This window comes from Micromonospora sp. NPDC049559, assembly GCF_040676675.1.
Lineage (GTDB): Bacteria > Actinomycetota > Actinomycetes > Mycobacteriales > Micromonosporaceae > JBFAPK01.
Map to the genome: position 1 here is coordinate 1 of NZ_JBFAPK010000062.1, position 21,668 is coordinate 21,668.

Here is a 21,668-nt window from a genome sequence, read left to right on the forward strand (position 1 = left end):
GCGCGCGGGCCCGGGCCCGCGCGCCGCCTCCGGTCGTCGGCTACAGCTCGAACGTCCGGGCGACCGAGAGGAGGTCGCCGTCCTCGCGGGTCGAGACGACCAGCTCCGGCGGCCTCGGACGGAAACCCGGCACGGCGGAGAGGCCGTGCGTCTCGTCGATCGCGGTGACGCGTACCCGGTCGGTGCCCGGCGCGCGCAACGTGATCTCGATCCCGCGTTCGGGCAGGTCCCGGAACCGGATCTCGCCGGGCCAGGTGTTGGCCCGCACGCCGCTGACCGGCACCGTGACCGGGGCCGACCCGGGCGCCACCGCGGTCGCCTCGATGATCGGGTGGTCCACCCGCAGCGTCAGCCCCGACGCGCCCCGGCGCGAGGCGACCCGGAAGGTGACGGCCTCGCCGGCCCGGCGCAGCGGGACCACCTCCGGTCCGGCCAGCGGCAGCGGCTGCGCCGGCCCGGTCCAGCGCAGCCGGCGCGGGTAGCCCGGCGGCAGCGCGGCGAGGTCACCGCCGCGCACGTACCCGCTGGTCCAGTCGGTCAGCTCGGGGTCTGCGCTGACCCAGCTGGCCGCGCCCGTGTCGGCGTCCAGCACGTACGCCAGGTGCGCGCGCCCGGGGTGCCGGGCGTCGACCCGGTCGACGGCCAGCCCCGTACCGGCCAGGGCCACCGCGAGCCCGGCCGCGACCAGCGGCACCGCCAGCGCGGTACGGCGGGCCAGCGCCCGGTCCGGTTCCGGGAGGAAGAGCTCGGCGAGCGGAAGCAGCGTGAGCCCGAACAGCGCGAGCACCAGGGCGGGTGCGCCGGCCAGGGCCAGGCCCATCGCGTTGAAGGCGTTGCCGGCCAGGGCGGGAAGCAGCACCGTGGCCGGCACCGCGCCGAGCGTCATGGCCCCGACCGCCCCGACCGTGCTGACCGCCCCGACCGCCCCGACCGTGCCGACTGCCCCGACCGTGCTGACCGCCCCGACTGCCCCGACCGTGCCGGCCGCACCCACTGCCCCGACCGTGCCGGCCGCCGCGACCGGCCGGCCGGTCCCGGCCGCCCGCCGTCCCACCGTGGCCAGCGCGACGAGTCCACCCAGGGCCGCGAAGAGCGCCGGCAGCGCGAACTGGAAGGACGCCCCGGGCGCGGATGCGGCGCAGAGCAGGCCGAGCGCGGCCGGCCAGGCCAGCGCGCCGATCGCGAGAGCGGCCGGGCCGAGCCGGCGGCGCAGCGGCAGGTACCAGGCGAGCAGGGCGAACGCCACCAGCACGACCACCGCCGCCTGGTACGCCCGCGGCCGGTGCAGCAGCCCGCCCATGGCGTCGTACCCGGGTCGGAGCGCGACCAGCAGCGCCCAGAGCGCCTGGGCCAGCAGCGCGGACGCCAGCAGCGGCAGTACCGCCGACCCGGCGGCGAGCAGCGCCCGCGGTACCGTGATCCGCCGTTGCCGGCGGGCGAGCGCCGCCAGCGCGACCACCAGCGACGCGGCCACCGCCGCCAGCGGCCAGACCAGCGTGTCCGGGTAGTCGACCAGCACGCCGAGAACCGGGAAGTAGGTGGCGTCCCGGTCTGCGGCGAGCGCCGGCAGGTCGGCCTCGCCGAACGCCCGGGCCAGGCCGAGCATGTTCTCGCCGTGGTGCTGCAGGCTGCCCTCGTCGAGATTGGCGATCGAGTCGCCGGCGGTGTGGTAATGCGACCCGCCCTCGATGTAGGCGGAGTTCAGCCCCGCGAAACCGGCCTTCGTGAAGACCGTGAAGTCGGTGTTGTTCGGCAACATCCGGTAGATCTCGACCATCGAGGAGTCGCCGCGAGGGTGCGGCACCGCGGCGGTGAAGACGTCGATCAGCCGGGCGTTGTGCCGGGACGTCTCGAACATCAACGACGGTCCGCCCACCCCGCGCGCCTCGAAGTTCAGCGCCACGCCGCCCCGGCGGGCGAGGGGGTGGTCCCGGGCGAAGGCGTCCGCGCCGAGCACGCCGTCCTCCTCGCCGTCGGTGACGAGCAGTACCAGGTCGTTGCGCAACGGTTCCCGCGCGCGCAGCGCCCGTACGGTCTCCAGCATCGCCGCGACCGCCGCGCCGTCGTCGGAGGCGCCCGGCCCGGCGGCGGCCGAGTCGTAGTGGGCGGCGAGCAGCACCGTGCCGGTGGCGTCGCGGCCGGGCAGGGTGGCCACCACGTTGTCGACCCGGCCGAAGGTGGCGAGCCCGGCCGAGGACCGGGCCCCGACGGAGTGCCGCACCTCGACGGCGAGCCCGGCCGCGCGCAGCTGGTCGACCACGTAGTCCCGGGCCCGGTCGCTGGCCGGGCTGCCGAGTGGGCGGGGCTCGGCCGCGATGTGCCGCAGGTGTGCCATGGCCCGTTCGGCGCTGAACCGCGCCGCCCCGACGTCGGCGGGTACGGGCTGCTGGACACTGCCCTGGGCCATGGTCGTGAGAGCCAGCACGAGGGCCAGGAGCAGACCGGCGCAGGCACCGGCCAGGACGCGGCGCCGCGCGTCGAGAGGTTTTCCGATCACCAGAGGGACGGTAGGGATCGGGCGGATGCGGGGTAATGCGGGCGATTTCAATCTCCGGTGCGGTTTTCCGCAGGAAGCACCGGCGGTTCCACCCGGAATTCCACCCGTGGGTGGCGGTACCCGGGGCCGTCCGTTCCTAGCCTCGACGCCATGACTGGGATACAGATCCTGCTGGTCGTCGCCCTGATCGGCTGGACGATCGCACGTCGCATGCTGGGCCAGCCGCTGCGGCAGCGCCGGCTCGTGCTCGTACCGTTGATCTTCCTGGCCTGGGGCGGTTACCTGCTGACCCTCGCCCGCCCGACCGGCGCCGGACTGGGACTGCTCGCCGCCGAACTCGCGGTCGCGCTCGGGGTGGGCCTCCTGCGCGGGGCGACCATCCACGTCTACGTCCGCGACGGCCACCTCTGGATGCGGTACCGCTGGAGCACGCTCGGGCTCTGGCTGGCCAGCGCGTTCGTCCGGCTGGGCTTCGTGGCCTGGGCGAGCACGCTCGGCACCGGCCTGGCCAGCACGCCGAGCCTCCTGCTCGGGCTGGGCGCCACCTTCCTCGGCGAGGGGCTGGTCGTCGCGTCGCGCGCCGGCGCCCTGGGCGCCCCGTTCGCCCCGGCCCGTACCCGGTGACCGGTGCCCGCCCGCTCCGCCGACGGTGACCGGGTTCGTGTCGCGCGCCGTCCTCCGCTGACCGTCGCGGCCCGGCCCGTCCGGTGTCGCGGGCCCGTCGGGTGTCCCGGAGCCGTCCCGCGCACCTCGACGCGTTCCCACGGACCGGTCGGGCCGGCGCGGAGGAGAGACTAGAGCCGTGACGACCGGCGAGATCGTGATCCAGGTGTCCTGGCGACGGTACGTCCGCAGCGGGATCGGCCTCGCCGTGCTGGTCGCCGCGGTCGCGCAGGACGCGCCCTGGTCCGGCTCGCGGGGTCTGGGCGCGGCGGTGGCCCTGGTGGCGATCGTCTCCGGGTGGCTCGCCTGGACGATCTTCCCGGGCCGGCCCCGGCGGGTCCTGGCCGGCACCGCCACCACCGGGCTGGCCGGAATCGGGCTGGTCCTGACCGGGACCGCGCCGGCGACCTGGACCCTCGCCCCGATCGCGGCCCTGGCCGCCGGGCGGCGGCTGCGCCCGGCGGTCTCGGCCGGTCTCGCCACCGGATTCGCGGTCCTGCTGGTGGCGCTCGGCCTGCCGGCCGGCGTTCCACCTCCGGCCCTCGGGGCCGGCGTGGCGGCGCTCGCCGTCGCGCTGCTGTTGGGGGTGGCGCTGCGGCAGGCCGACGAGCTGCGGGAGAAGACCCGGCTCGGCCGCGAGGAGCGGGCCCGCGCCGAGGAGCTGGCGGAGCGGAGCCGACTGGCCCGGGAGGTGCACGACGTGCTCGCCCACTCGCTCGGCGCGCTGACCGTGCAGTTGGAGACCGCCGACGCGCTGCTGGAGGCCGGGCGTTACGGTCCCGCCCGGACGTCGGTGGTCCGCGCCGGAGAACTCGCCCGCGACGGGCTCGCCGAGACCCGGCGGGCGATCGGCGCGCTCCGCGGCGACCCGGTGCCGTGGCGGGAAATGATCGACGAGCTGGCCGGCGGATACGAGGGGGAGGCGCGCGTGGTGGTGGAACCGGAGCCGCCCGAGCTGCCGGCCGAGGTGTCGCTCGCGCTCTACCGGGCCGCGCAGGAGGCGATCACCAACGTGCGCAGGCACGCGCCCGGCGCCCCGGTCGAGATCCGGGTCGGCGCGACCCCGCGCGAGGTGACGCTCTCGGTGCGCAACGGGCCCTCGCCGGCCCGCGAGCCCGGTCCGCTCGCCGGCACGGGCGGCGGGTACGGGCTGGTCGGGCTGCGGGAACGCGCGGAGCTGGCCGGCGGGAGCTTCTCGGCCGGACCGTCCGGCGAGGGCTGGCAGCTCCAGCTGAGGGTCCCGCGGTGATCCGGGTGGTGGTCGCCGACGACCAGGCGGCGGTACGCGAGGGGCTGGCGCTGCTGCTGGACCTGCTCGACGACATCGACGTGGTCGGTACCGCCGCCGACGGCGAGGAGGCGCTGCGGCTGGTCGCCGAGCACGGCCCGGACGTGGTGCTGATGGACCTGCGGATGCCCCGCTGCGACGGCATCACCGCGACCGGGCGGATCCGCGCGGAGCACCCGGAGACCCGGGTGGTGGTGCTGACCACGTACGCCGAGGACGCGGACATCCTGGCGGCGCTGCGGGCTGGTGCCCACGGTTACCTCACCAAGGACGCGAACCGGGTGCAGCTGGCCCAGGCGGTGCGGGCGGCCGCGGCCGGCACGTCGGTGCTGGACGCGGCGGTGAGCGCCCGGCTGTTGGCGGTGGCCCGGCCCGGGGCGGGGGAGACGCAGGCGGCGGCCGACCGCCCGCCGCGCCCGGCCCCCGACGGGCTGACCGTCCGCGAGGTGGAGGTGCTGCGGCTCATCGCGGGCGGCCTGTCCAACCGGGAGATCGCGGCGAAGCTCTTCCTGAGCGAGGCGACGGTCAAGTCGCACATCAACCGGATCTTCGCGAAGGCGGGGATCCGGGACCGGGCCCAGGCGGTGCAGTACGCGTACCGGCACGCGCTCGCGGCGCCGGGCGACTGACCGGGGACCGCGCGTCGGCCCGCCGTCGATCTAGGGCAAATCGTCGTGAATAGAGATCCACTGACGACGATTTGCCCTAGATCGACGCGGGTTGGTGGCGCGGGTTGGTGGCGCGGGTCGGTTCAGCCGTTCGTCTCCTGCTTCATCTCGGGGTGCGCCCGTACCCAGTCGGCGAGCGTGCCGTCCTTCGCCGCCTCGATCATCTCCAACGACTTGTCGTTCAGCTTCTGGTACGACACGCCGTCGATCTTGACCTCGTTGAAGTTGCCCTGGTTGGTCTTGAGCACCACCATGTCGTTGGTCGCGACGCCCTTGAGGGTGAAGAGGAAGTCCGCGATCGGGACCTTCTTCGTGTCCAGGATGAACGCCTTGCCGGCCGCGGCGATCACCCGGTTCAGCTTGCCCAGGTCGGTGACGACCCCGGCGCTGGTCGCCTTCTTGGCGATGGCCTTGATCAGCTGCTGCTGGTGGCGCTGCCGGTCGTAGTCGGTCTTCGGCAGGCCGTACCGGATCCGGGCGTAGTCGAGCGCCAGCTCCGCCGACATGTGCTGCTGACCGACCTTGTACTCGATCACATGGCCGCCCTTGGGGATGTTGAAGACCCGGTGGGAGTCCTCGTCGAACGAGACCGGCACGATCTTGCCGTTCTTGTCGTACGCGAGGTGGATCGACTTGGCGTTCTGATCGACGTACATGTCCACGCCGCCCAGCTCCTTGATCACCGCCGAGAAGCCCTGGAAGTCGATCAGCGCGGCGCCGTTGAAGGTGAGCCCGGTCTCCTTCTTCAACGTGTCGGCGAGCAGCTTGAACCCGCTGGCCCGCTTCTCCAACTCCGTGCCCTGGATCCGGTACCCGAACTCGAACGCGGCATTGATCTTGGTGGTCCCGCCGGGGTAGTTGCCCTTCGGGTACGCCGGGATCCGCACCCGCCAGTCGCGGGGGATGGAGATCAGGTACGCCTGGTCGTGCGAGGCCGGGATGTGCACGATGATGATCGTGTCGGCGCGGGCGCCGGCGTCCCAGTTCGGCCGCACGTCGATGCCGACCAGGAGCAGGTTCAGCGGGCCCTCGATGTTCTTCCCGGCGGGCTCGGTCGGCGCGGCGCCGCCGTCGTCGCCGCCGAGCAGGTCGGCCTGGGTGATGTTCGAGGTCGCCTCGCTGATGGCGACCTTCGCGGCCACCAGCGTGCCGCCGCTCAGCAGCAGCAGGAGGGCACCGAAGGCGACGGTGAGCTTCGCCCAGAGCGGGCCGCGGCGCCGCCGGGGACGAACCGGCTCCTTCCCGTCGCCGCGCCGCCCGTCCGAGGGTGCGCCGTCCTGGTCCGCCCCGGACCTGCCCCGAGTCTGCATCGTCACCTTCCGAGTCCTCGTCGGATCCGCTCGCCTGTCATGACGGAGCCACCGGCCCGAAACGTTGCAGCGGCACCGGAGATTGTGACCGAAATTGTCAACCCGACACGGACTGTGATCTCCTGGGGTGGTGACGGAGACGCTGCCCGGCGAGTTGGCCGGCCTGCTCGCCGGTCCGGTGGTACCGGCGGCGCGGGGCCTGCTCGGCTGTACCCTCGCCGCGAACGGCGTCACGGTCCGCCTCACCGAGGTCGAGGCGTACGCGGGCACCGCCGGCGACCCCGCCTCGCACGCGTACCGTGGCCGGACCGCGCGCAACGCCGTCATGTTCGGCCCGGCCGGGTACGCGTACCTCTACTTCACCTACGGGATGCACTGGTGCGTCAACGTGGTGACGGGTCCCGACGGTGAGGCGTCGGCGGTGCTGCTGCGCGCCGGCGAGGTGGTCGGCGGCCTCGACGTGGCGCGCGCCCGGCGACCGGCGGTACGCCGCGACGTCGACCTCGCCCGTGGCCCGGCCCGGTTGTGCGCCACGCTCGGGCTGGACCGGGCGGCGTACGGGCAGTACCTGCTCGGCGACGGACCGGTACGCCTGCGCCCGCCGGTCGAGCCGGTACCCGACGCGTCGGTCTCCAGCGGCCCCCGGGTCGGCGTGACCGCCGCCCACGACGTGCCGTGGCGCTTCTGGATCGACGGGAACCCGACCGTCAGCACGTACCGCCGCCACGTTCCGCGGGCCCGCCCGACCCGCGTCGCGCGACCGGACTGACCCCGGTCGGCGGGCCGCCGACGGATCGGGGCGGACCGCGGCGGAGTCGCGGCGGCGAACCGTCGCAGCGCCGCGGCCGTGGACCGCACACTGCCTTTACCCCCGTGCGCCGCGACGCTAGGGTCACTTATCGACCTCGATGACTCCGCGGGTGGGAGTCACCCCGAGCGGCAGGAGCGGCGATGGCAGGCAGGACCGGCAGACCGTCGTACGTCCTGGCGGCCGAACGCACCCGGCCGCTCGCCGTGCCGCTCCTCGCCACGGTCGCGCTCGTGCTGGTCGGTCTGCTCCTCGGCGGCGTGGTCGGATACCTGGCCGGCCGGCCCGACGCCACCACCCGGACCGTCGCCGACATGCGCGCGGAAGAGGCGACCCGCGACGTAGCGCAGATCAAGAACCTCACCGAGGTGGCCCGGCAGTCGCAGGGGACCCTGACCACGCTGCTCGGCGAGGTCGACGGGGCGCTCGACGGGAGCCGGCCGGCAAGCCCCGACCAGGTGCGGGCGTGGCAGGCGACCATGCGGACGCTGGTCGAGAAGCACCGGGAGAGCTCCTCCGGTACGACCGCCACCAACGTCGCCCGGGGCGGGCTGCGCAACGCGGTCGCCGGCTTCGCCACCGCGATCGACCTGCTCGCCGCCGCGCAGCAGGCGCCCGCCGACCAGCGGCCGGCCCTGTTGGCGCTGGCGAAGCGGGCCCGGACCGAGGCGGCCACGGCGTGGTCGGTGGCCGCGACCCAGCTCGACCAGATCAACGTCGACGCGAAGCTCGGGCACCAGCACGTCTACCTGCAGACCGAGCCGGGCAGTGGCGCCTACACCTCCGACGGCGCGCCGGAGGGCACCGGCGGCTGAACCGCCGCGGCGGGGGCGTTTCAGCGGCCGGGCGGAAAACCGTTTGCCGGGCCCGCCGGGCCCCGGCATGCTGTGCCGCATGACGTTCTGACGGGCAGTACCCAGCCGAGCCGAGGCTCCCGCCGGCGCGCGTCCGCGCCCCGGTGAGCCGTTCGCCGTCCGCCCGTACCCCCTTCCGCGCAGGAGAGAGCGTCGTTGTCCCAGCAGTCCCCGCCGTGGTCCGTGCCGACCACGGGAGCCGCCTCCGTCACCGTCTTCGCCTCCGCCCGCAGCTGGATCGAGTCCGACGCCGTCGCGCAGTGCCACCAGGTGGCCGCCCTCGACGGCATGATCCACGTCGCCGGCATGCCCGACCTGCACCCCGGCAAGGGCGCCCCGATCGGCGCCGCCATGACGTCGAACCTGCTCTACCCGTACCTGGTCGGCTCCGACATCGGCTGCGGCATCGCCGTCTTCCCCGTCGAGCTGAAGCGCGCCGTACCGGAGCAGCTCGCCCGCCGGTTCCCCGACCTCGACCGCCCGCTCGACCCGGTACGGGACGCCGACGACCCGGCCTGGGCCGTGGTGGACGACGAGATCCCCGCCGGTCACCTCGACGGGCTGGCGACGGTGGGCCGGGGCAACCACTTCGTGGAGCTGGCCCGCATCCACGAGGTGCTCGACCCGGACCACGCGGCCCGGCTCGGGCTCGCCGCCCGTGACCTCGTTCTCATCGTCCACAGTGGCTCCCGGGGCCTCGGCGAGCGGGTCCTGCGGGACCACACCGACCGGTACGGCGCCGGGCCCGCGCCCGACCCCGCCGCCTACCTGGCCCGGCACGACGCCGCCGTGCGCTGGGGATCGCTCAACCGGCGGCTCATCGCGGCCCGGGTCCTGCACGCCCTGGGGGCCCGCCCCACCGGGCCGGTCGTCGACCGGTGCCACAACCTGGTCGAGATCCGCGACGGGGCGTACCTGCACCGCAAGGGCGCCGCGCCGGGCGACGGGGGCGACGTGCTCGTCGCCGGTACCCGGGGCACCCTCTCCTACCTGGTGGCCGCGCACGCCGGGCCGGCGGCCAACTTCTCCGTGGCCCACGGCGCGGGCCGCAAGATGTCCCGCGCCGACGCCCTGCGCCGGGGCAGGGCCAAGCACACCGTCGAGGAGCTGCGCCGCACGCCGGTGGGGTCGATCGTGGTCTGCGGCGACCGACAGCTGCTCTTCGAGGAGGCGCCGACGGCGTACAAGCGGATCGAACAGGTGATCGCCGACCTCGCCGAGCACGGCCTGGCCACCCCCGCGGTCAGCACGGTTCCGCTGGTCACGTACAAGACGGCCGAGCGTCCCCGGGGCGACGCGGGCGCGGGTCGGCGGGATCGTCCGGGCGCGGGCGCGGGCGCGGCGGGCCGGCGGGACCGCCAGGACGGCGGCCGTGGCCGGGGGCGCTCGTGAGCGCGGCCGGCGAGCGGCAGCACCTGCTCGTCTCCGCCGGTCGCGGCCCGCAGGAGTGCGCCTGGGCCGTCGCGCGGCTGCTGCGCCGGCTGGAGGCCGACGCTGACCGGCGCGGCGTGGTGTGCCAGCGGGTCGAGACGGTTCCCGGCCCCCGGCCCGGCACGTACCGGTCGGTCCTGTTGCGGATCTCGGGAGCCGGTGCCCGGGAGTTCCTCGCCTCCTGGACCGGGACCCTCTGCTGGCAGGCGCCCAGCCCCTACCGCGCCGGTACCGGCCGCAAGAACTGGTACGTCGTCGCCCGGCCCTGCGAGGTCGACACCCCGCACACCTCCTTCAGGGAGGCGGACGTCGACATCGTGGCCTGCCGGACCGGCGGCCCCGGCGGGCAGCACCGGAACAAGGCCAGCACGGCGGTGCGGGCGACGCACCGTCCGTCGGGGACCGTCGTCGTGGTCGACACCGAGCGGCAGTTCAGCCAGAACCGGCGCCTCGCGCTGGAGCTGCTCAGGCGGCGCGTGGAGCGGGGCGACCGGGCCGTGGAGCGCGCCGTCACCGCCGGGCGCTGGCACATCCACGACGAACTGGTCCGCGGCGACCCGATCCGGGTCGAGCGGCCGGAGACCGGGCCGGCGTGAGGACCACCGCCGGGCGGACCCGCCTGAATCACCGGTCCAGCCTGGAGCCACGCGCGGGCCGGAAGCTGCCGGTCGGCCCGGACCTCCGGGCCGGCCTGGGCAAACTCGGTCGTGTGGCACCCCGGGTCATGGTTGACTCGGGTCGCAAGGTTCAGCCGTCGAAGAATCGAGGAGACGAGATGCGAGCACTGTTCACCTCCATCGAGCAGGGAATTTCGATCTCTTCGAGGGGTGTGGCGGTTGCCGCGGAGAACGCTGAACCTGGGAATCCTGGCGCATGTCGACGCCGGTAAGACGACGCTGACCGAGCGGCTGCTCTACGCCGCCGGGGTCATCGACGCCGTCGGTGACGTCGACGCCGGTACGACCCGGACCGACACGCTGGCGCTGGAACGCCAGCGCGGCATCACCATCAAGTCGGCCGTCGTGTCGTTCGAGATCGCCGGCGTGACGGTCAACCTCATCGACACACCGGGCCATCCGGACTTCATCGCCGAGGTCGAGCGGGTGCTGAGCCTGCTCGACGGCGCCGTCCTGGTGATCTCGGCCGTCGAGGGCGTCCAGCCGCAGACGCGGGTCCTGATGCGCGCGCTCCAGCGGCTGCGCGTACCGACGCTGCTCTTCGTCAACAAGGTCGACCGTGGCGGCGCCGACCCCGGCCGGGTGCTCGCGGCGATCACGGCGCGGCTCGCGGGCGCGGTCGTCCCGATGGGCACGGTCGACGGGCCCGGCACCCGGGCCGCGCGCTGCATCGGGTACGGGCTCGGCGACCCGGGGTTCCGGGCCGTGCTGACCGAGGCCCTCGCCGACCGGGACGACGCGCTGCTGGCCGCGTACGTCGAGAACGAGCGCGCCGTGACGGGCCGGCGGCTGCGCGCGGAGCTCGCCGCGCAGACCCGGCTGTGCCTGCTCCACCCCGTCTTCTTCGGGTCGGCGGTGACGGGGGAGGGCGTGCCCGCGCTGATGGCCGGCCTGACCGAGCTGTTGCCCGCCGAGGCCGGTGACGCGGACGGCGCCGTCTCGGGTCGGGTATTCAAGATCGAGCGAGGGCCGGCGGGCGAGAAGATCGCGTACGTCCGGATGTTCGCCGGTACGGTGCACGTCCGGCAGCGGCTGGCCGTCGCGGGTGTCGGCGGCCGCGACGCCGAGGTGAAGGCCACGGCCATCAGCGTCTCGGAGCGGGGGGAGTGGCCCCGGCGCCCGGAACTCGTCGCGGGCGAGATCGGCCGGCTCTGGGGGCTGACCGGGGTGCGGATCGGCGACACGATCGGCCGGGCGCCCACGACCGGGGTGCCGCACCACTTCGCGCCGCCGACGATGGAGACCGTCGTCGCGCCGGTGCGGCCGGGCGACGACGGCGCGTTGCGCGGCGCGCTGGCGTGGCTGGCCGAGCAGGACCCGCTGATCAACGTCCGGGTGGACGACACCGGTCGGGAGGTCTCCGTCTCGCTCTACGGCGAGGTCCAGAAGGAGGTCGTCCAGGCCACCCTGGCGGCCGAGTTCGGCATCGACGTCACGTTCCGCGAGACGACCGTCATCTGCGTCGAGCGCCCGGTCCGCGCCGGCGAGGCCGTCGAGATACTCAACACCGAGTCCAACCCGTTCCAGGCCACCATCGGCCTTCGGGTCGAGCCGGGTCCGCCGAACTCGGGCGTCGACTTCCGGATGGGGGTCGAGCCGTCGGCCATGCCGATGTACGTCTACCGCAACGCCGACACGTTCGCCGAGCACATGGGCCAGTACGTGCGCGCAACCCTGCGCGAGGGCCGGTTCGGCTGGCAGGTCACCGACTGCGTCGTCACGATGGTCGACTGCGGCTACAGCCTGGCCGACGGGCCGCCGTCGCGGCGCGGGCCGCTCAGCACGCCGGCCGATTTCCGCAACCTGACTCCGATGGTGCTCATGCGGGCGCTCGACCGCGCGGGCACCGTGGTCTGCGAGCCGATGCTCCGGGTGAGCCTCGAAACGCCGGTACGGGCGATCAACCCCGTGCTGACGGCGCTGGGCCGCCTCGGCGCGGCGGTACGGCAGCAGTCGGTGCGCGGCGACCTGACCACGATCGAGGCCGTCCTACCGGCGGCGCGCGTGCCGGACCTGCAGCGCCGGCTACCCGGCCTGACCGGGGGCGAGGGCGTCATCGAGTCCACGTTCGACGGTTACCGGCCGGTGCGCGGCGGCGGCCCGAGGACCCGGGCGCGGACGACGGCGGATCCGCGGCAGCGCGAGCGGTACCTCGCCTCGCTGACCCGGCAGGGCGGCCGGGGCTGACCACGACCGGAGCCTCACGGCACCGTGGGCAGCAGCTCCCGCAGCAGCGCCTCCACCCGGACCCGGATCTCGTCGCGGATCTCACGGACGACCTCGATGTCCTGGCCCGCGGGGTCGGCGAGCTTCCAGTCCTCGTACCGTTTGCCGGGAAAGACGGGGCAGGCGTCGCCGCATCCCATGGTGATGATCGCGTCTGATTCCTTGGCGAGGTCGTACTCCAGTTTGCGTGGGGTGTGCGCGGTGATGTCGATGCCCACCTCGCGCATCGCCTGCACGGCGACGGGGTTGATCTGGTCGGCGGGCTCCGAGCCGGCGGAGCGTACGTCGACGGCGTCGCCGGCGAGGTGCCGCAGCCAGCCGGCGGCCATCTGCGAACGGCCGGCGTTGTGGACGCACACGAACAGGACGGTGGGCTTGGCGGTCGTCGCGGTCTCCGAACTCGAATCAGGGTGGTGCATCGTCGCGTCCTCTCAGGCGTTCTCGGCCTCGTGCGACCGAACCGGGTCGGTGCGGTGGTCGGCCGCGGGGTGGGCGACGACCACCTCGCCGGCCGCGTGCGCGGCGCCGGGGTAGAGCGCGAGCAGCAGGGCGCCGCCGACGAGCAGACCGCCGAGTTGGGCTAGGACGAATCCGGGCAGCGAGGACGGGGCGATGCCGGCGAACGTGTCGGTGAAGGCGCGTCCGACGGTGACGGCGGGGTTGGCGAACGAGGTGGACGAGGTGAACCAGTAGGCGGCGCCGATGTAGGCGGCGACGGCCGCCGGTGCGACCGGGGCGCGGCCGGAACGGGCGAGGGCGAAGACCAGCAGGACCAGCCCGGCGGTGGCGACGACCTCGCCGAGCCACAGGTGCCCGGCGGCGCGTTGTCTGCTCGACCAGTCGACGGCGGGCAGCGCGAACATCAGGTTGGCCAGGACCGATCCGGCGATCGCGCCGGTGACCTGTGCCGCCACGTATCCGGTCAGCTCGCGGCCGGTCAGGCCGGTGCCGCTGTCGCTGCCGGTGCCGCCGCTCCCGGCGGTGTTGGCGCTGGTGGTGGCGGCGCGGGTGTGGCGGCCGAGGAACCAGTCGGCGAGGGAGACCACCGGGTTGAGGTGCGCGCCGGAGACCGGCCCGAAGATCAGGATGAGCGCACCGAGCGCGAAGGCGGTGGCGACGGAGTTCTCCAGCAACTGCAGGCCGACGTCGTCGGGGGAGAGCGTCGTCGCCATCACGCCCGAGCCGACCACGGCGGTGACCAGCAGCGCGGTACCGACGAATTCGGCGAGGACGCGCCGCCAGGGTGTTGCGGGGGTCATCGGGAAACTCCGGTTCGGGTGTGGGCGTGGGGCTGGTTGCCGTGGTCGCGTGGACTGCCGGACCTCGGACAACCCGCCGGACGTCGGGCTCGCCGACCGCCGGCGCCCCCGTCGCGCTGATCGGCGCCGGGGGCGCGGTCAGCCGACGGGCGCTTGGACGGCCAGCAGGGACGCGAGTTGGGCGATGAGGGCCGGTCGGGGCCGGTAGTAGACCCAGGTGCCGCGGCGTTCGGCGTCGACCAGGCCGGCCTCACGCAGGGTCTTCAGATGATGCGAGATCGTCGGTCCGGTCAGGTCGAACGCCGGGGTGAGGTCGCAGACGCAGATCTCCCCGTCGGGCGCCGAGGCGATCATCGACATGAGCTGGAGCCGTACGGGGTCGCCGAGGGCTTTGAACGCCGGCGCGAGTAGCGCAGCGGTCTCGGCCGGGATGCGTTGCTCGCTGATCGGAGCGCAGCACGGCTGACCGGCGTTCAGGTCGACGAGGTTCAGCTCCGGCGTCTGCTTCGACATGCGTCTAGGTTGACAGATCTCGAAACAGCATGCAAATCTCTGATTCGACAAACGTCGAGACAGTGTCTCGACGCGATGAGGAGGGTGAGATGCTGCGTTTTGTCCGGCGCCGCGGCGCCGCGGCCGGGGTGCGGTTCTGCGACGGCTGCGCCGAAGTCACCACCGCCGAGCAGCGGGCGCGTCGACACCACGAGCGCGCCCATACCGATGTCCTGGCCCGAACCTGGCCCCACCGACAGATCAACCCGAGGGAGACGAGCGATGGCTGACGATCAGACCGTGGGCGGGTTCACCGGTGATCCCCTGGCCGCCTTGACGGTGGCCGGTTCCGCCGGCTGCTGCGGCAACCCGGCGCGGGACACGAACATCACCCTGCCCGAGCCGACCGGCACAGTCGGATCGTGCTGCGGAACTCCGGCGGCGGCCGGGTCGACCGCTAGCTCCCGCGGCACCCCGACGCAGGGCGGTACCTGCTGCGGCACCCCCGCGTCGGCGGACCCGGACACCGCCGCACAGGGATGCTGCTCGTGACCACCAGCAGCGGCGCGACGCCCGCCGCGACCCGCGCCGGCACCGCGACCCGCGCGGACGCGGCGGCCCTGCCGTCGCTACTCGGCGCGATCTCCGCCGAGCGCGCGCACGCCTGCGTCGCCGCGCTGGCCGGCGACGATTTCACGGGCCGGCGGGTCGGAACCGCCGGCAACGCGGCCGCCCGGTCCTGGCTCGCCGCGCGGCTGGCCGAACTCGGTGCGGCCGCGCAGGTGGACGAGTTTCCGGTGCGCCGGGTGCCGCAGGTGTACGCGGTGCCGTCGGCGCGGTGGCATTCCGGGGACGGCCGGGGCGCGGAGCTGGTCTTCGGCCGGGATGTCGCGCCGCACCTGACCTCGGCCGACCTGCCACGGGCGCGGTACGGGCCCGTCGCGGTGGCTGGGACAGGCGACCCGTCCGGCCGGTGGCTGCTGGTACCGGAGGGGACGAACCTGTTCGACGCGTACCGGGACGCGGGCGACGCGGCGGGGCTGCTCGTGGCCCGTGCGGTGGACGCCGACGGGTGGCAGTACACGACGCTGGCCGGCCCGGACCCGGGGCCGCTGCCGGTACTCGCCCTGGCCACCTCCGCGCACCGGGCACTCGGCCACGCCGTCTCGGCCGGCGGGGCCTGGTTCACCGGGGACGCGCCGATCCGCCGGGTCGACGTCACCGGCACCAACCTGTACGGCCGGCTCCGCGCCGTGGCGGCGGGGCGCGCCGACATCCTGTTGACCGCGCACTTCGACGGGGTGGGCGACCATCCGGGCCTGCGGCAGCCGGCCGCGGCGGACAACGCCAGCGGCGTCGCCGTCGTCCTGGAGGCCGCCCGGGTCCTCACCACCGCGCTACCGGCGGGCACGGGGCTGTCGGTCGCGTTCCTCGACGGTGAGGAGACCGGCGCGCTCGGGTCGGCGCACCACGCCGCCCGGCTCCGCGCCGCCGGAGCCACGCCGTGGGTGGTCAACGTCGACGGGGCCGGGCGGCTCGACGACGCCGCCGCCGTGGAGGCCGGCGGACCGGCCCACCGGCTGCTCGCCGTGCTGGACCAGGCCGGCCGGCACACCGAGGTGCCCCTCGCCGCCGGGCCGGTGGCCTCCGACAACCGCCGCTACGCCGCCGCCGGGCTCGCCACCGTCGGAATCGGCGCCGGCATGGCCGGCTACCACAGCCCCGCCGACACTCCGGAGCGGGTCGAGCCCGCCACCCTCGCCGCGATCGCGCGGCTGGTCACCGCGACGGTCCGGCTCGCCGCGGACCACCTGACCCGGCGGCCACCGGTACCCGCCGCCTGACCGAGACCGAGGAGCCTGTGATGCACACCCGATGGGAAGACCTGCCCGTGGTCGTGATCGGCGCCGGACCGGTCGGTCTGGCCACGGCCGCGCACCTGCACGCGCGCGGCCTGCCGTTCACCCTGCTGGAGGCCGGCGACGGACCCGCGGCCGCGGTCCGGCAATGGGGACACGTGCGGCTTTTCTCGCCGTGGCGGTACAACGTCGACCCGGCCGCGCGACGGCTGCTGGCGGAGAGCGGCTGGGTCGCGCCCGACCCCGAGGCGCTGCCCACCGGCGGGCAACTCGTCGCCGACTACCTGCGGCCCCTCGCCGACCTGCCGGAGTTGAAGCCGCACATCCGCTACGACAGCGAGGTGGTGGCGGTGACCCGCCTCGGCCTGGACCGGGTCCGCACCGCCGGCCGCGAGAGCACCCCGTTCCTGGTCCGGCTCGCCTTCGGCGAAGACCTGCTCGCCCGCGCGGTCGTCGACGCCTCCGGCACCTGGCGTACGCCCAACGTGCTGGGCGGCTCCGGCATCCCCGCGCACGGCGAGACCGACGCCGACCCGTACGTCGAACACGCCCTGCCCGACGTTCTCGGCGCCGACCGGGCCAGGTTCGCCGGGCGCCGCACCCTGGTCGTCGGCGCCGGCCACTCCGCGGCCAACACCCTGCTCGCCCTCACCGAACTCGCCGAACAGGCCGCCGGCACGACGGTGACGTGGGCGATCCGCGCGGCCAGCCCCGCACGCGCGTACGGCGGCGGGAGCGCCGACGCGCTCCCGGCGCGCGGCGCGCTCGGCACCCGGCTGCGGGAACACGTCGAAGCCGGCCGCATCACCCTGGTCACCGGCTTCTCCGTGCAGCGGCTCACCCCGCAGCCCGACGGTGTGGCGGTCTCCGACGGGACCCGCACGCTCGTGGCGGACCGGATCGTGTCGGCCACCGGTTTCCGGCCCGACCACCGGATCGTCGGCGAGCTGCGCTTGGACCTGGACCCGATCATGGGATCGACCCGGGCGCTCGCGCCGCTGATCGACCCGAACCAGCACTCCTGCGGCACGGTGCCGCCGCACGGCGTCGACGAACTCACCCATCCCGAACCGGGCTACTACGCGGTCGGCGTCAAGAGCTACGGCCGGGCCCCGACGTTCCTGCTGGCCACCGGCTACGAGCAGGCCCGCTCGGTGGTCGCCGCCCTCGCCGGGGACTGGACCGCCGCCCGCGACGTCCAACTCGACCTGCCCGAGACCGGCGTCTGCAACAGCGATCCTGTCATCGGCGAGAACACGATCGCCGATCCCGGTGGCTGCTGCGCCACCCCGCCCACCGCCGAGACCGCCCAGGCGTAGGCGGGAAAGGCACCATCGGCTACCCCACCATCGCCGGGGCCGCCGCTCTGCTCCTCGCCTTCGGCGGTGACACCTTGGTCCTCGCCGCCAGCGGCGCAACCTGCCGCCGCGCCGCCGCCGGCATCCTCACCCGCGCCGACGACGCGGCGTCAGCGGCACACCCACGAGGATCTCCTGCGGAGTCACCAGTCGCGGATCGGCGGCACGGGGAGGGCGTCGGTGTGTGACCCCGAGGGGTGGTTGAGGTCGCGAACTGGCGAAGCGGCCTCCGTGGGCGAGGCTCAGCGCTCAGTCGATCGATCCTCGGAGGGTGCTCGCCAGATTGGTGAGCCGCTCGTCCGCCCGGCGGCGTCGGTGTTTCACCCATTCCTTGCCCTCGGCCGCGGTCCCCTCGAGTACGTGCAGCGTCTGACTGAGCCCGGAAGCGTCCAAGGAGAGCTGTGTAATCTTGGCTGGGTCCTCGTCGTGCTGGTCCGCCTCGTCGTCGGACTCGCTCACCCGGACCGAGATCGGTTCGCCGTTGAAGAGGGTCAGCTCGAAGGTCGGTCGTTGCGCGGCGATCCCGTCGATCCGGACCGCGGCGACGGCGTCGAAGCGGTAGTTGAGGCGCTGAATTGTGTGGTGGGTGGCGCCTTCGAAGTCGAGATCGATGTTGACCTGTCGGACTCCGTCCTCGGTGAGGAGGAAAAGCAGTAGTTGGTAATGGCTGTACCGCCACGGTCCGCGAGGGTATCGCGCTTTCTTGCAGGAGGGAGCCGGTGCCTCGATGAAGGCGTGTGTAATCACTTGGCTGGGGCGGAGCCGGTACTGCCGCATGGCTTGGTCGACCAGGACTTTACGGTCGCCTTCGAGCCAGGCAGCCATCTCGGTGTCCGACGGCTTGTCGGCCAGCTTGCGCCGCCACCGGTGGTACGCGGCCCATCGGGCAGCTTCCTTGTCGGCTCGTTCGGCCTGGTCAGCGGCCACCCTCCGTCGCTCGGCGATGATCCGGAACGATGCGCGCATCGCCGGCACCGCGGACGCCGCCGCGAGCAGGAGCCACGCCGTACCCGCCAGGGGTGCGGCCGACACCGCGGCGGGAACGGCCGACAGACTCCCTATGCCAAGGACTGCCAGCCCACCGAGATGGAGGATCGTGGTTCTGACGGGTACACGGAGTTCTCGGCGGTATGCCGTCAAGGTGTCCTGCTCCCACCGGGTCCGGACATCGCTGACCAGGTATCGAACCAGCCAGGCGACTCGTTCGGCCTCGATGCGCTGTTCACGGTAGAGATCGACTATCTCGTCGCGGAGCTGCCGCCGGATTCCCGCCGTCTGCGTGAGCCAGTAGTTTCGTTCGGTGCCGCGGGGGACGTACCGTCCGAAGTAGCGACTGAAGAGCCGGTCGACCTTCCGGGCAAAGCCTCCGGGCGGCGCTTCGGGGCGACGCTGGCGGGGCGGGACCATTTCCGCGTCCTTGGCACGCAACCGCGCCCTGCGGTAATGCCGGTCCGCCCCGCCGCCGAAGAAGGCGACCAGGCCACCCAGGCTGGCAAGCAGGCCGAGAACGGAGCCGAGCTGGCCGCGACCAGCCACCAGCACCACCAACCCGATGATCGCGAAGGCGAAGAGGAGCGCGCCGGCGCCGGCATACAGCCAGTCCCGGACGGGGATGTCGGCGGGATGGACCGGCAGGGTCCTCGGCTGCGCGGGTGTGGGATGGAAGAACTTCCAGACTCGGTTCAACCGGTCATTCGCCGTACGCTGCGCCTCAGCGAGGGCGACGGACCGCTGCCACATCTCATCCTGCATCGCGCCCTCGAGCAGCGCCTCAAGGTGTCCGTAGATCCAGTCCCGTTGGCGCCGATTCAGTGCGTCGATCTCCTTGATCACGAGATCCGTCTCGGCTGCGCTGACAGGAGCCAGCAAACGGACCGTGACCCTCAAGCCCGCTGCCCACTCGTCGCGGTCGTCGAGGTGAGGCAGGCTTGCGCAGATGGCCTCCAGGCGATCCAACTCCTCCGTGCCAAGCTGTCGCAGGGTGCGACCGCTCAACAGCGCGATAAGCCGGTAGAACTGGACTTCCGTGGTGGCATGGCCACCGGCCACCGCCTTCTCGATCAACCTGCGCGCCTCGCCACGAACCCGCGCGTTGAGATACCGCACCGCGGCGTGGAACTGTTCTTCAGGGCTCGGGTCCGGCGGCAGTTTGTAGAAGTTGACGTCGCCGTGAACGGTCCCCGCCTGCAATCCGACGTGCGCTTCTCCCTGGGCGACGTTGGTCGAAGTTGTCGCTGTCATGACATCCCCCGCACCACGGCGATGATCGTCGCTAGTCGCGCTGCCAGCTCAGCCACGTCGGCAACCAGACCCCGCAACCGCTTGAGCGCGACGAGCAGGCCGCCCCTCCTCTGGGGCTCGTCGTCCGAAAGGCATTCGGATGCCGCGTCCAGCTCCGACTCGGCCGCGGCATAGGTCTCTTCGTCCAGCCGACCGTCGAGGTGGGCCTGCTTGAGATGCTGTCGCAGGTCCGCGATGCTCGCTGCCAGGTCGATCGGCCGGTCGGGGGCTGCGCCGACAATGACGTTGCCGTGGATCTGTCCGGCCTGTACCCCCACGCGAGCACTGCCGGTGGCGATGTTTCGGTTCGTCATGCGCATTGTCCGGCTCCTGTCTCGGCTCACATCGCCTGCCCGGTTTCCGGGCCTTTCGTTGATCATTTCCTGCGCGAGCGCGAGGGCGAAGGCGGCAGCGTGACGTGCGGCCGTCGGCTGCCAGTTCTTCTCGTCAGTGGCCGCCTTGGTGCCGTCGGCACGGTCGCTGATGCCCCGTACGATCACGACGGGCAGAGCACGGTTGAGGTGACCCGCCTGGGCTACGCCCGCTGCCTCCATTTCAATCGCCGCCGCGTCGTTGTAGTGCTGCCTGATCCACCGGGCCTGCTCGGAAATCGCCGAATCCTGCACGACCTCGCCGGCGGCGATCGGCCCGAAGTGGACGGCGGGGGTGGCGCCGTGTGGCAGACCCTGGCGCCAGTCGCCGGTCCGGGCCACGTGATGGGCGATCTGGTCGGCCTCGTGCGGAATTTCCCACGCCTTCGGCCTGGCCTTCAGACCGTCGTCCTCGCTGGTGCCACCGTGATAGGCGTAGATCTTGCTCGCGACCACGACATCGCCAAGCCGGACGTTGGCCCGCAGGCCTCCGGCCACCCCGACGAACAACACGGCGGCTGGGGCAAACGCCGCCATCGCGCGCTCGGCGAGGACCGCGGCCGGATGATTGCCTTTGCCCGCCAGGGCGAGTGCGACCCGGCCGCCACCTTGACTGATCCGGCCGAGTTCGAAGCGGGTGCCCGCGCTGTGTCGGTGCACTCGCAGATCGGTCAACCGGTCACGGACCGCTTCGTACTCGAGGTTCAGGGCCGTGAGGATCACGACGAGCCCACTGTCCGTAGTCATGCTGTCTCCTTGCCTGCCGGGCTGATGGGTCTGGTCATCGGGGGGTGCAGTGTGGTGCGCGGGCCGGGTCGGAACAGCCGAGCGGGGCGTCCGCCATCCGTCTTGCGAGTTGGCCCCGTGGGGACGATGAAGCCGGCTACGCTCTGCACTTTGCGGTAGAAGTTCCGCGGATCGAGCGGTACGCCCCACACCGCTTCGTAGACGCGCTGCAGTTCGGAGATCGTGAACGTCGGGCCGCAGAAGGCGGTCGCGAGCGCCGTGCGCTCCAGCTTTTCCCGGGCCCGCTCGATGCCGTCCGTGAGGATCTGTCGGTGGTCGAAGGCGAGGTGTACCTCGTCGGATGTCGCATGCTCCACGGGCGTCCAGCGCGCCTCTGACGCGTCGGTACCGGCGACCGGCTCGGGCAACCGAGGGGCAATGGCCAGGTAGGCCACAGAGACCACCCGGTCTCTCGGGTCACGTCCCGGCGAGCCGTAGGTGCCCAGTTGCTCAAGGTGCAACTGATCAGCCCCGAGGCCGGCCTCTTCGGCAAGCTCCCGGTAGGCGGCGGTCGGAAGGTCTTCCTCGCGGTGGCCGAGGAAACCGCCGGGCAGGGCAAGTGCGCCCCGATAGGGCTCGACGCCGCGCTCGATCAACAGCACCTGGAGCTGAGATTCGCGCAGCGTGAAGATTACGAGGTCGACCGCGAGGAGAACGGCGGGAGCGACCCATCGATCGTCGGACATGAATAGACCATAGGCTTACTGTCACACTGACAGTAAGCCTGGTGAGTGTCGGGTTTCGGCACTTCGCTCAGGACCATGTCCGGTCCTGGGCACCTGCTGTCTCACACGGAGATCGACGGGGCCTCCCTCCGCCGCGTACCGCCCGCGCGTCTGGA

20 protein-coding genes are annotated in these 21,668 nt (G+C 73.3%); 12 read left to right on the top strand and 8 right to left on the bottom strand.

From position 1 onward, the window contains the following. Nucleotides 1-40: 40 nt before the first annotated feature. The gene (locus AB0J86_RS37385; protein ID WP_363863160.1) at nt 41-2,497 is read right to left on the bottom strand and encodes a M28 family peptidase; all 2,457 of its coding nucleotides are present in this window, start codon (nt 2,495-2,497) and stop codon (nt 41-43) included. Nucleotides 2,498-2,647: 150 nt separating this feature from the next. Here AB0J86_RS37385 and AB0J86_RS37390 point away from each other — a divergent pair, with 150 nt between their 5' ends. From AB0J86_RS37390 to AB0J86_RS37400, 3 genes are all read left to right on the top strand, one after another. Continuing rightward, entirely contained in the window at nt 2,648-3,121 is a 474-nt protein-coding gene (locus tag AB0J86_RS37390) for a hypothetical protein (RefSeq protein ID WP_363863163.1), read from the top strand. A gap of 178 nt (nt 3,122-3,299) precedes the next feature. Then, the gene (locus AB0J86_RS37395; protein WP_363863166.1) at nt 3,300-4,409 is read left to right on the top strand and encodes a histidine kinase; all 1,110 of its coding nucleotides are present in this window, start codon (nt 3,300-3,302) and stop codon (nt 4,407-4,409) included. Further along, nucleotides 4,406-5,077 (top strand): response regulator transcription factor, encoded by a 672-nt coding sequence (locus AB0J86_RS37400; protein WP_363863169.1) that lies wholly within the window; start codon nt 4,406-4,408, stop codon nt 5,075-5,077. Before AB0J86_RS37395 ends, AB0J86_RS37400 begins: the two co-directional genes overlap by 4 nt. Nucleotides 5,078-5,199: 122 nt before the next feature. Here the strand turns inward: AB0J86_RS37400 and AB0J86_RS37405 are convergent, their stop codons facing one another. Then, entirely contained in the window at nt 5,200-6,426 is a 1,227-nt protein-coding gene (locus tag AB0J86_RS37405) for an LCP family protein (protein WP_363863249.1), read from the bottom strand. Between the two features lie 130 nt (nt 6,427-6,556). On the opposite strand from AB0J86_RS37405, the gene AB0J86_RS37410 reads away from it, so the two are divergent. The 5 genes from AB0J86_RS37410 (at nt 6,557) to AB0J86_RS37430 (ending at nt 12,383) form a co-directional block, all read left to right on the top strand. Further along, nucleotides 6,557-7,195, top strand: a complete 639-nt coding sequence (locus tag AB0J86_RS37410) for a DNA-3-methyladenine glycosylase (RefSeq protein ID WP_363863172.1) — start codon at nt 6,557-6,559, stop codon at nt 7,193-7,195. Nucleotides 7,196-7,377: 182 nt separating this feature from the next. After that, a complete protein-coding gene (locus tag AB0J86_RS37415; RefSeq protein WP_363863175.1) occupies nt 7,378-8,049 on the top strand; it encodes a hypothetical protein in 672 nt (223 codons plus the stop codon). Nucleotides 8,050-8,244: 195 nt separating this feature from the next. Continuing rightward, nucleotides 8,245-9,480, top strand: coding sequence for an RNA ligase RtcB family protein (locus AB0J86_RS37420; protein ID WP_363863178.1), 1,236 nt, complete (start codon nt 8,245-8,247; stop codon nt 9,478-9,480). Next, nucleotides 9,477-10,115, top strand: a complete 639-nt coding sequence (gene prfH / locus AB0J86_RS37425; RefSeq protein WP_363863181.1) for a peptide chain release factor H — start codon at nt 9,477-9,479, stop codon at nt 10,113-10,115. The genes AB0J86_RS37420 and prfH overlap by 4 nt, the downstream gene beginning before the upstream one ends. 240 nt (nt 10,116-10,355) lie before the next feature. Then, the gene (locus AB0J86_RS37430) at nt 10,356-12,383 is read left to right on the top strand and encodes a translation factor GTPase family protein (RefSeq protein ID WP_363863184.1); all 2,028 of its coding nucleotides are present in this window, start codon (nt 10,356-10,358) and stop codon (nt 12,381-12,383) included. Between the two features lie 14 nt (nt 12,384-12,397). On the opposite strand, the gene AB0J86_RS37435 is transcribed toward AB0J86_RS37430, so the two are convergent. From AB0J86_RS37435 to AB0J86_RS37445, 3 genes are all read right to left on the bottom strand, one after another. Further along, complete coding sequence (locus tag AB0J86_RS37435) at nt 12,398-12,841, bottom strand: arsenate reductase ArsC (protein ID WP_363863187.1); 444 nt, start codon at nt 12,839-12,841, stop codon at nt 12,398-12,400. A 12-nt stretch (nt 12,842-12,853) separates the two neighbouring features. After that, on the bottom strand, nt 12,854-13,681 hold the full coding sequence (locus AB0J86_RS37440; RefSeq protein WP_363863189.1) for an aquaporin: 828 nt from the start codon (nt 13,679-13,681) through the stop codon (nt 12,854-12,856). A 138-nt stretch (nt 13,682-13,819) separates the two neighbouring features. Further along, nucleotides 13,820-14,194, bottom strand: coding sequence for a metalloregulator ArsR/SmtB family transcription factor (locus AB0J86_RS37445; RefSeq protein ID WP_363863192.1), 375 nt, complete (start codon nt 14,192-14,194; stop codon nt 13,820-13,822). Nucleotides 14,195-14,283: 89 nt separating this feature from the next. Here AB0J86_RS37445 and AB0J86_RS37450 point away from each other — a divergent pair, with 89 nt between their 5' ends. Genes AB0J86_RS37450 through AB0J86_RS37465 form a run of 4 tightly spaced genes read left to right on the top strand, consistent with a single transcriptional unit; the run spans nt 14,284 to nt 17,351 of the window. Then, entirely contained in the window at nt 14,284-14,463 is a 180-nt protein-coding gene (locus tag AB0J86_RS37450; RefSeq protein ID WP_363863195.1) for a hypothetical protein, read from the top strand. Then, nucleotides 14,456-14,725 carry a hypothetical protein gene (locus AB0J86_RS37455; RefSeq protein WP_363863197.1) on the top strand — a complete coding sequence of 90 codons (270 nt, stop codon included), beginning with the start codon at nt 14,456-14,458 and terminating at the stop codon, nt 14,723-14,725. Before AB0J86_RS37450 ends, AB0J86_RS37455 begins: the two co-directional genes overlap by 8 nt. Next, nucleotides 14,722-16,017 (top strand): M28 family peptidase, encoded by a 1,296-nt coding sequence (locus AB0J86_RS37460; RefSeq protein ID WP_363863199.1) that lies wholly within the window; start codon nt 14,722-14,724, stop codon nt 16,015-16,017. The genes AB0J86_RS37455 and AB0J86_RS37460 overlap by 4 nt, the downstream gene beginning before the upstream one ends. A 20-nt stretch (nt 16,018-16,037) precedes the next feature. Then, the gene (locus AB0J86_RS37465; protein ID WP_363863202.1) at nt 16,038-17,351 is read left to right on the top strand and encodes an FAD-dependent oxidoreductase; all 1,314 of its coding nucleotides are present in this window, start codon (nt 16,038-16,040) and stop codon (nt 17,349-17,351) included. Between the two features lie 288 nt (nt 17,352-17,639). On the opposite strand, the gene AB0J86_RS37470 is transcribed toward AB0J86_RS37465, so the two are convergent. The 3 genes from AB0J86_RS37470 to AB0J86_RS37480 are packed head-to-tail and all read right to left on the bottom strand — an operon-like array spanning nt 17,640 to nt 21,513. Beyond that, entirely contained in the window at nt 17,640-19,631 is a 1,992-nt protein-coding gene (locus AB0J86_RS37470; protein ID WP_363863204.1) for a hypothetical protein, read from the bottom strand. Then, entirely contained in the window at nt 19,628-20,788 is a 1,161-nt protein-coding gene (locus AB0J86_RS37475) for a 5'-methylthioadenosine/S-adenosylhomocysteine nucleosidase (protein WP_363863207.1), read from the bottom strand. The genes AB0J86_RS37470 and AB0J86_RS37475 overlap by 4 nt, the downstream gene beginning before the upstream one ends. Further along, nucleotides 20,785-21,513, bottom strand: coding sequence for an NUDIX domain-containing protein (locus tag AB0J86_RS37480; RefSeq protein ID WP_363863210.1), 729 nt, complete (start codon nt 21,511-21,513; stop codon nt 20,785-20,787). Before AB0J86_RS37480 ends, AB0J86_RS37475 begins: the two co-directional genes overlap by 4 nt. Nucleotides 21,514-21,668 lie beyond the last annotated feature (155 nt).

Coding starts and splice junctions, on each gene's coding strand:
- AB0J86_RS37415 (WP_363863175.1), top strand. CDS start 7,378: ATGGCAGGCAGGACCGGCAGACCGTCGTACGTCCTGGCGGCCGAACGC.
- AB0J86_RS37465 (WP_363863202.1), top strand. CDS start 16,038: ATGCACACCCGATGGGAAGACCTGCCCGTGGTCGTGATCGGCGCCGGA.
- AB0J86_RS37470 (WP_363863204.1), bottom strand. CDS start 19,631: ATGACAGCGACAACTTCGACCAACGTCGCCCAGGGAGAAGCGCACGTC.
- AB0J86_RS37445 (WP_363863192.1), bottom strand. CDS start 14,194: ATGTCGAAGCAGACGCCGGAGCTGAACCTCGTCGACCTGAACGCCGGT.
- AB0J86_RS37390 (WP_363863163.1), top strand. CDS start 2,648: ATGACTGGGATACAGATCCTGCTGGTCGTCGCCCTGATCGGCTGGACG.
- AB0J86_RS37440 (WP_363863189.1), bottom strand. CDS start 13,681: ATGACCCCCGCAACACCCTGGCGGCGCGTCCTCGCCGAATTCGTCGGT.
- AB0J86_RS37475 (WP_363863207.1), bottom strand. CDS start 20,788: ATGACTACGGACAGTGGGCTCGTCGTGATCCTCACGGCCCTGAACCTC.
- AB0J86_RS37450 (WP_363863195.1), top strand. CDS start 14,284: ATGCTGCGTTTTGTCCGGCGCCGCGGCGCCGCGGCCGGGGTGCGGTTC.
- AB0J86_RS37435 (WP_363863187.1), bottom strand. CDS start 12,841: ATGCACCACCCTGATTCGAGTTCGGAGACCGCGACGACCGCCAAGCCC.
- AB0J86_RS37455 (WP_363863197.1), top strand. CDS start 14,456: ATGGCTGACGATCAGACCGTGGGCGGGTTCACCGGTGATCCCCTGGCC.
- AB0J86_RS37480 (WP_363863210.1), bottom strand. CDS start 21,513: ATGTCCGACGATCGATGGGTCGCTCCCGCCGTTCTCCTCGCGGTCGAC.
- AB0J86_RS37405 (WP_363863249.1), bottom strand. CDS start 6,426: ATGCAGACTCGGGGCAGGTCCGGGGCGGACCAGGACGGCGCACCCTCG.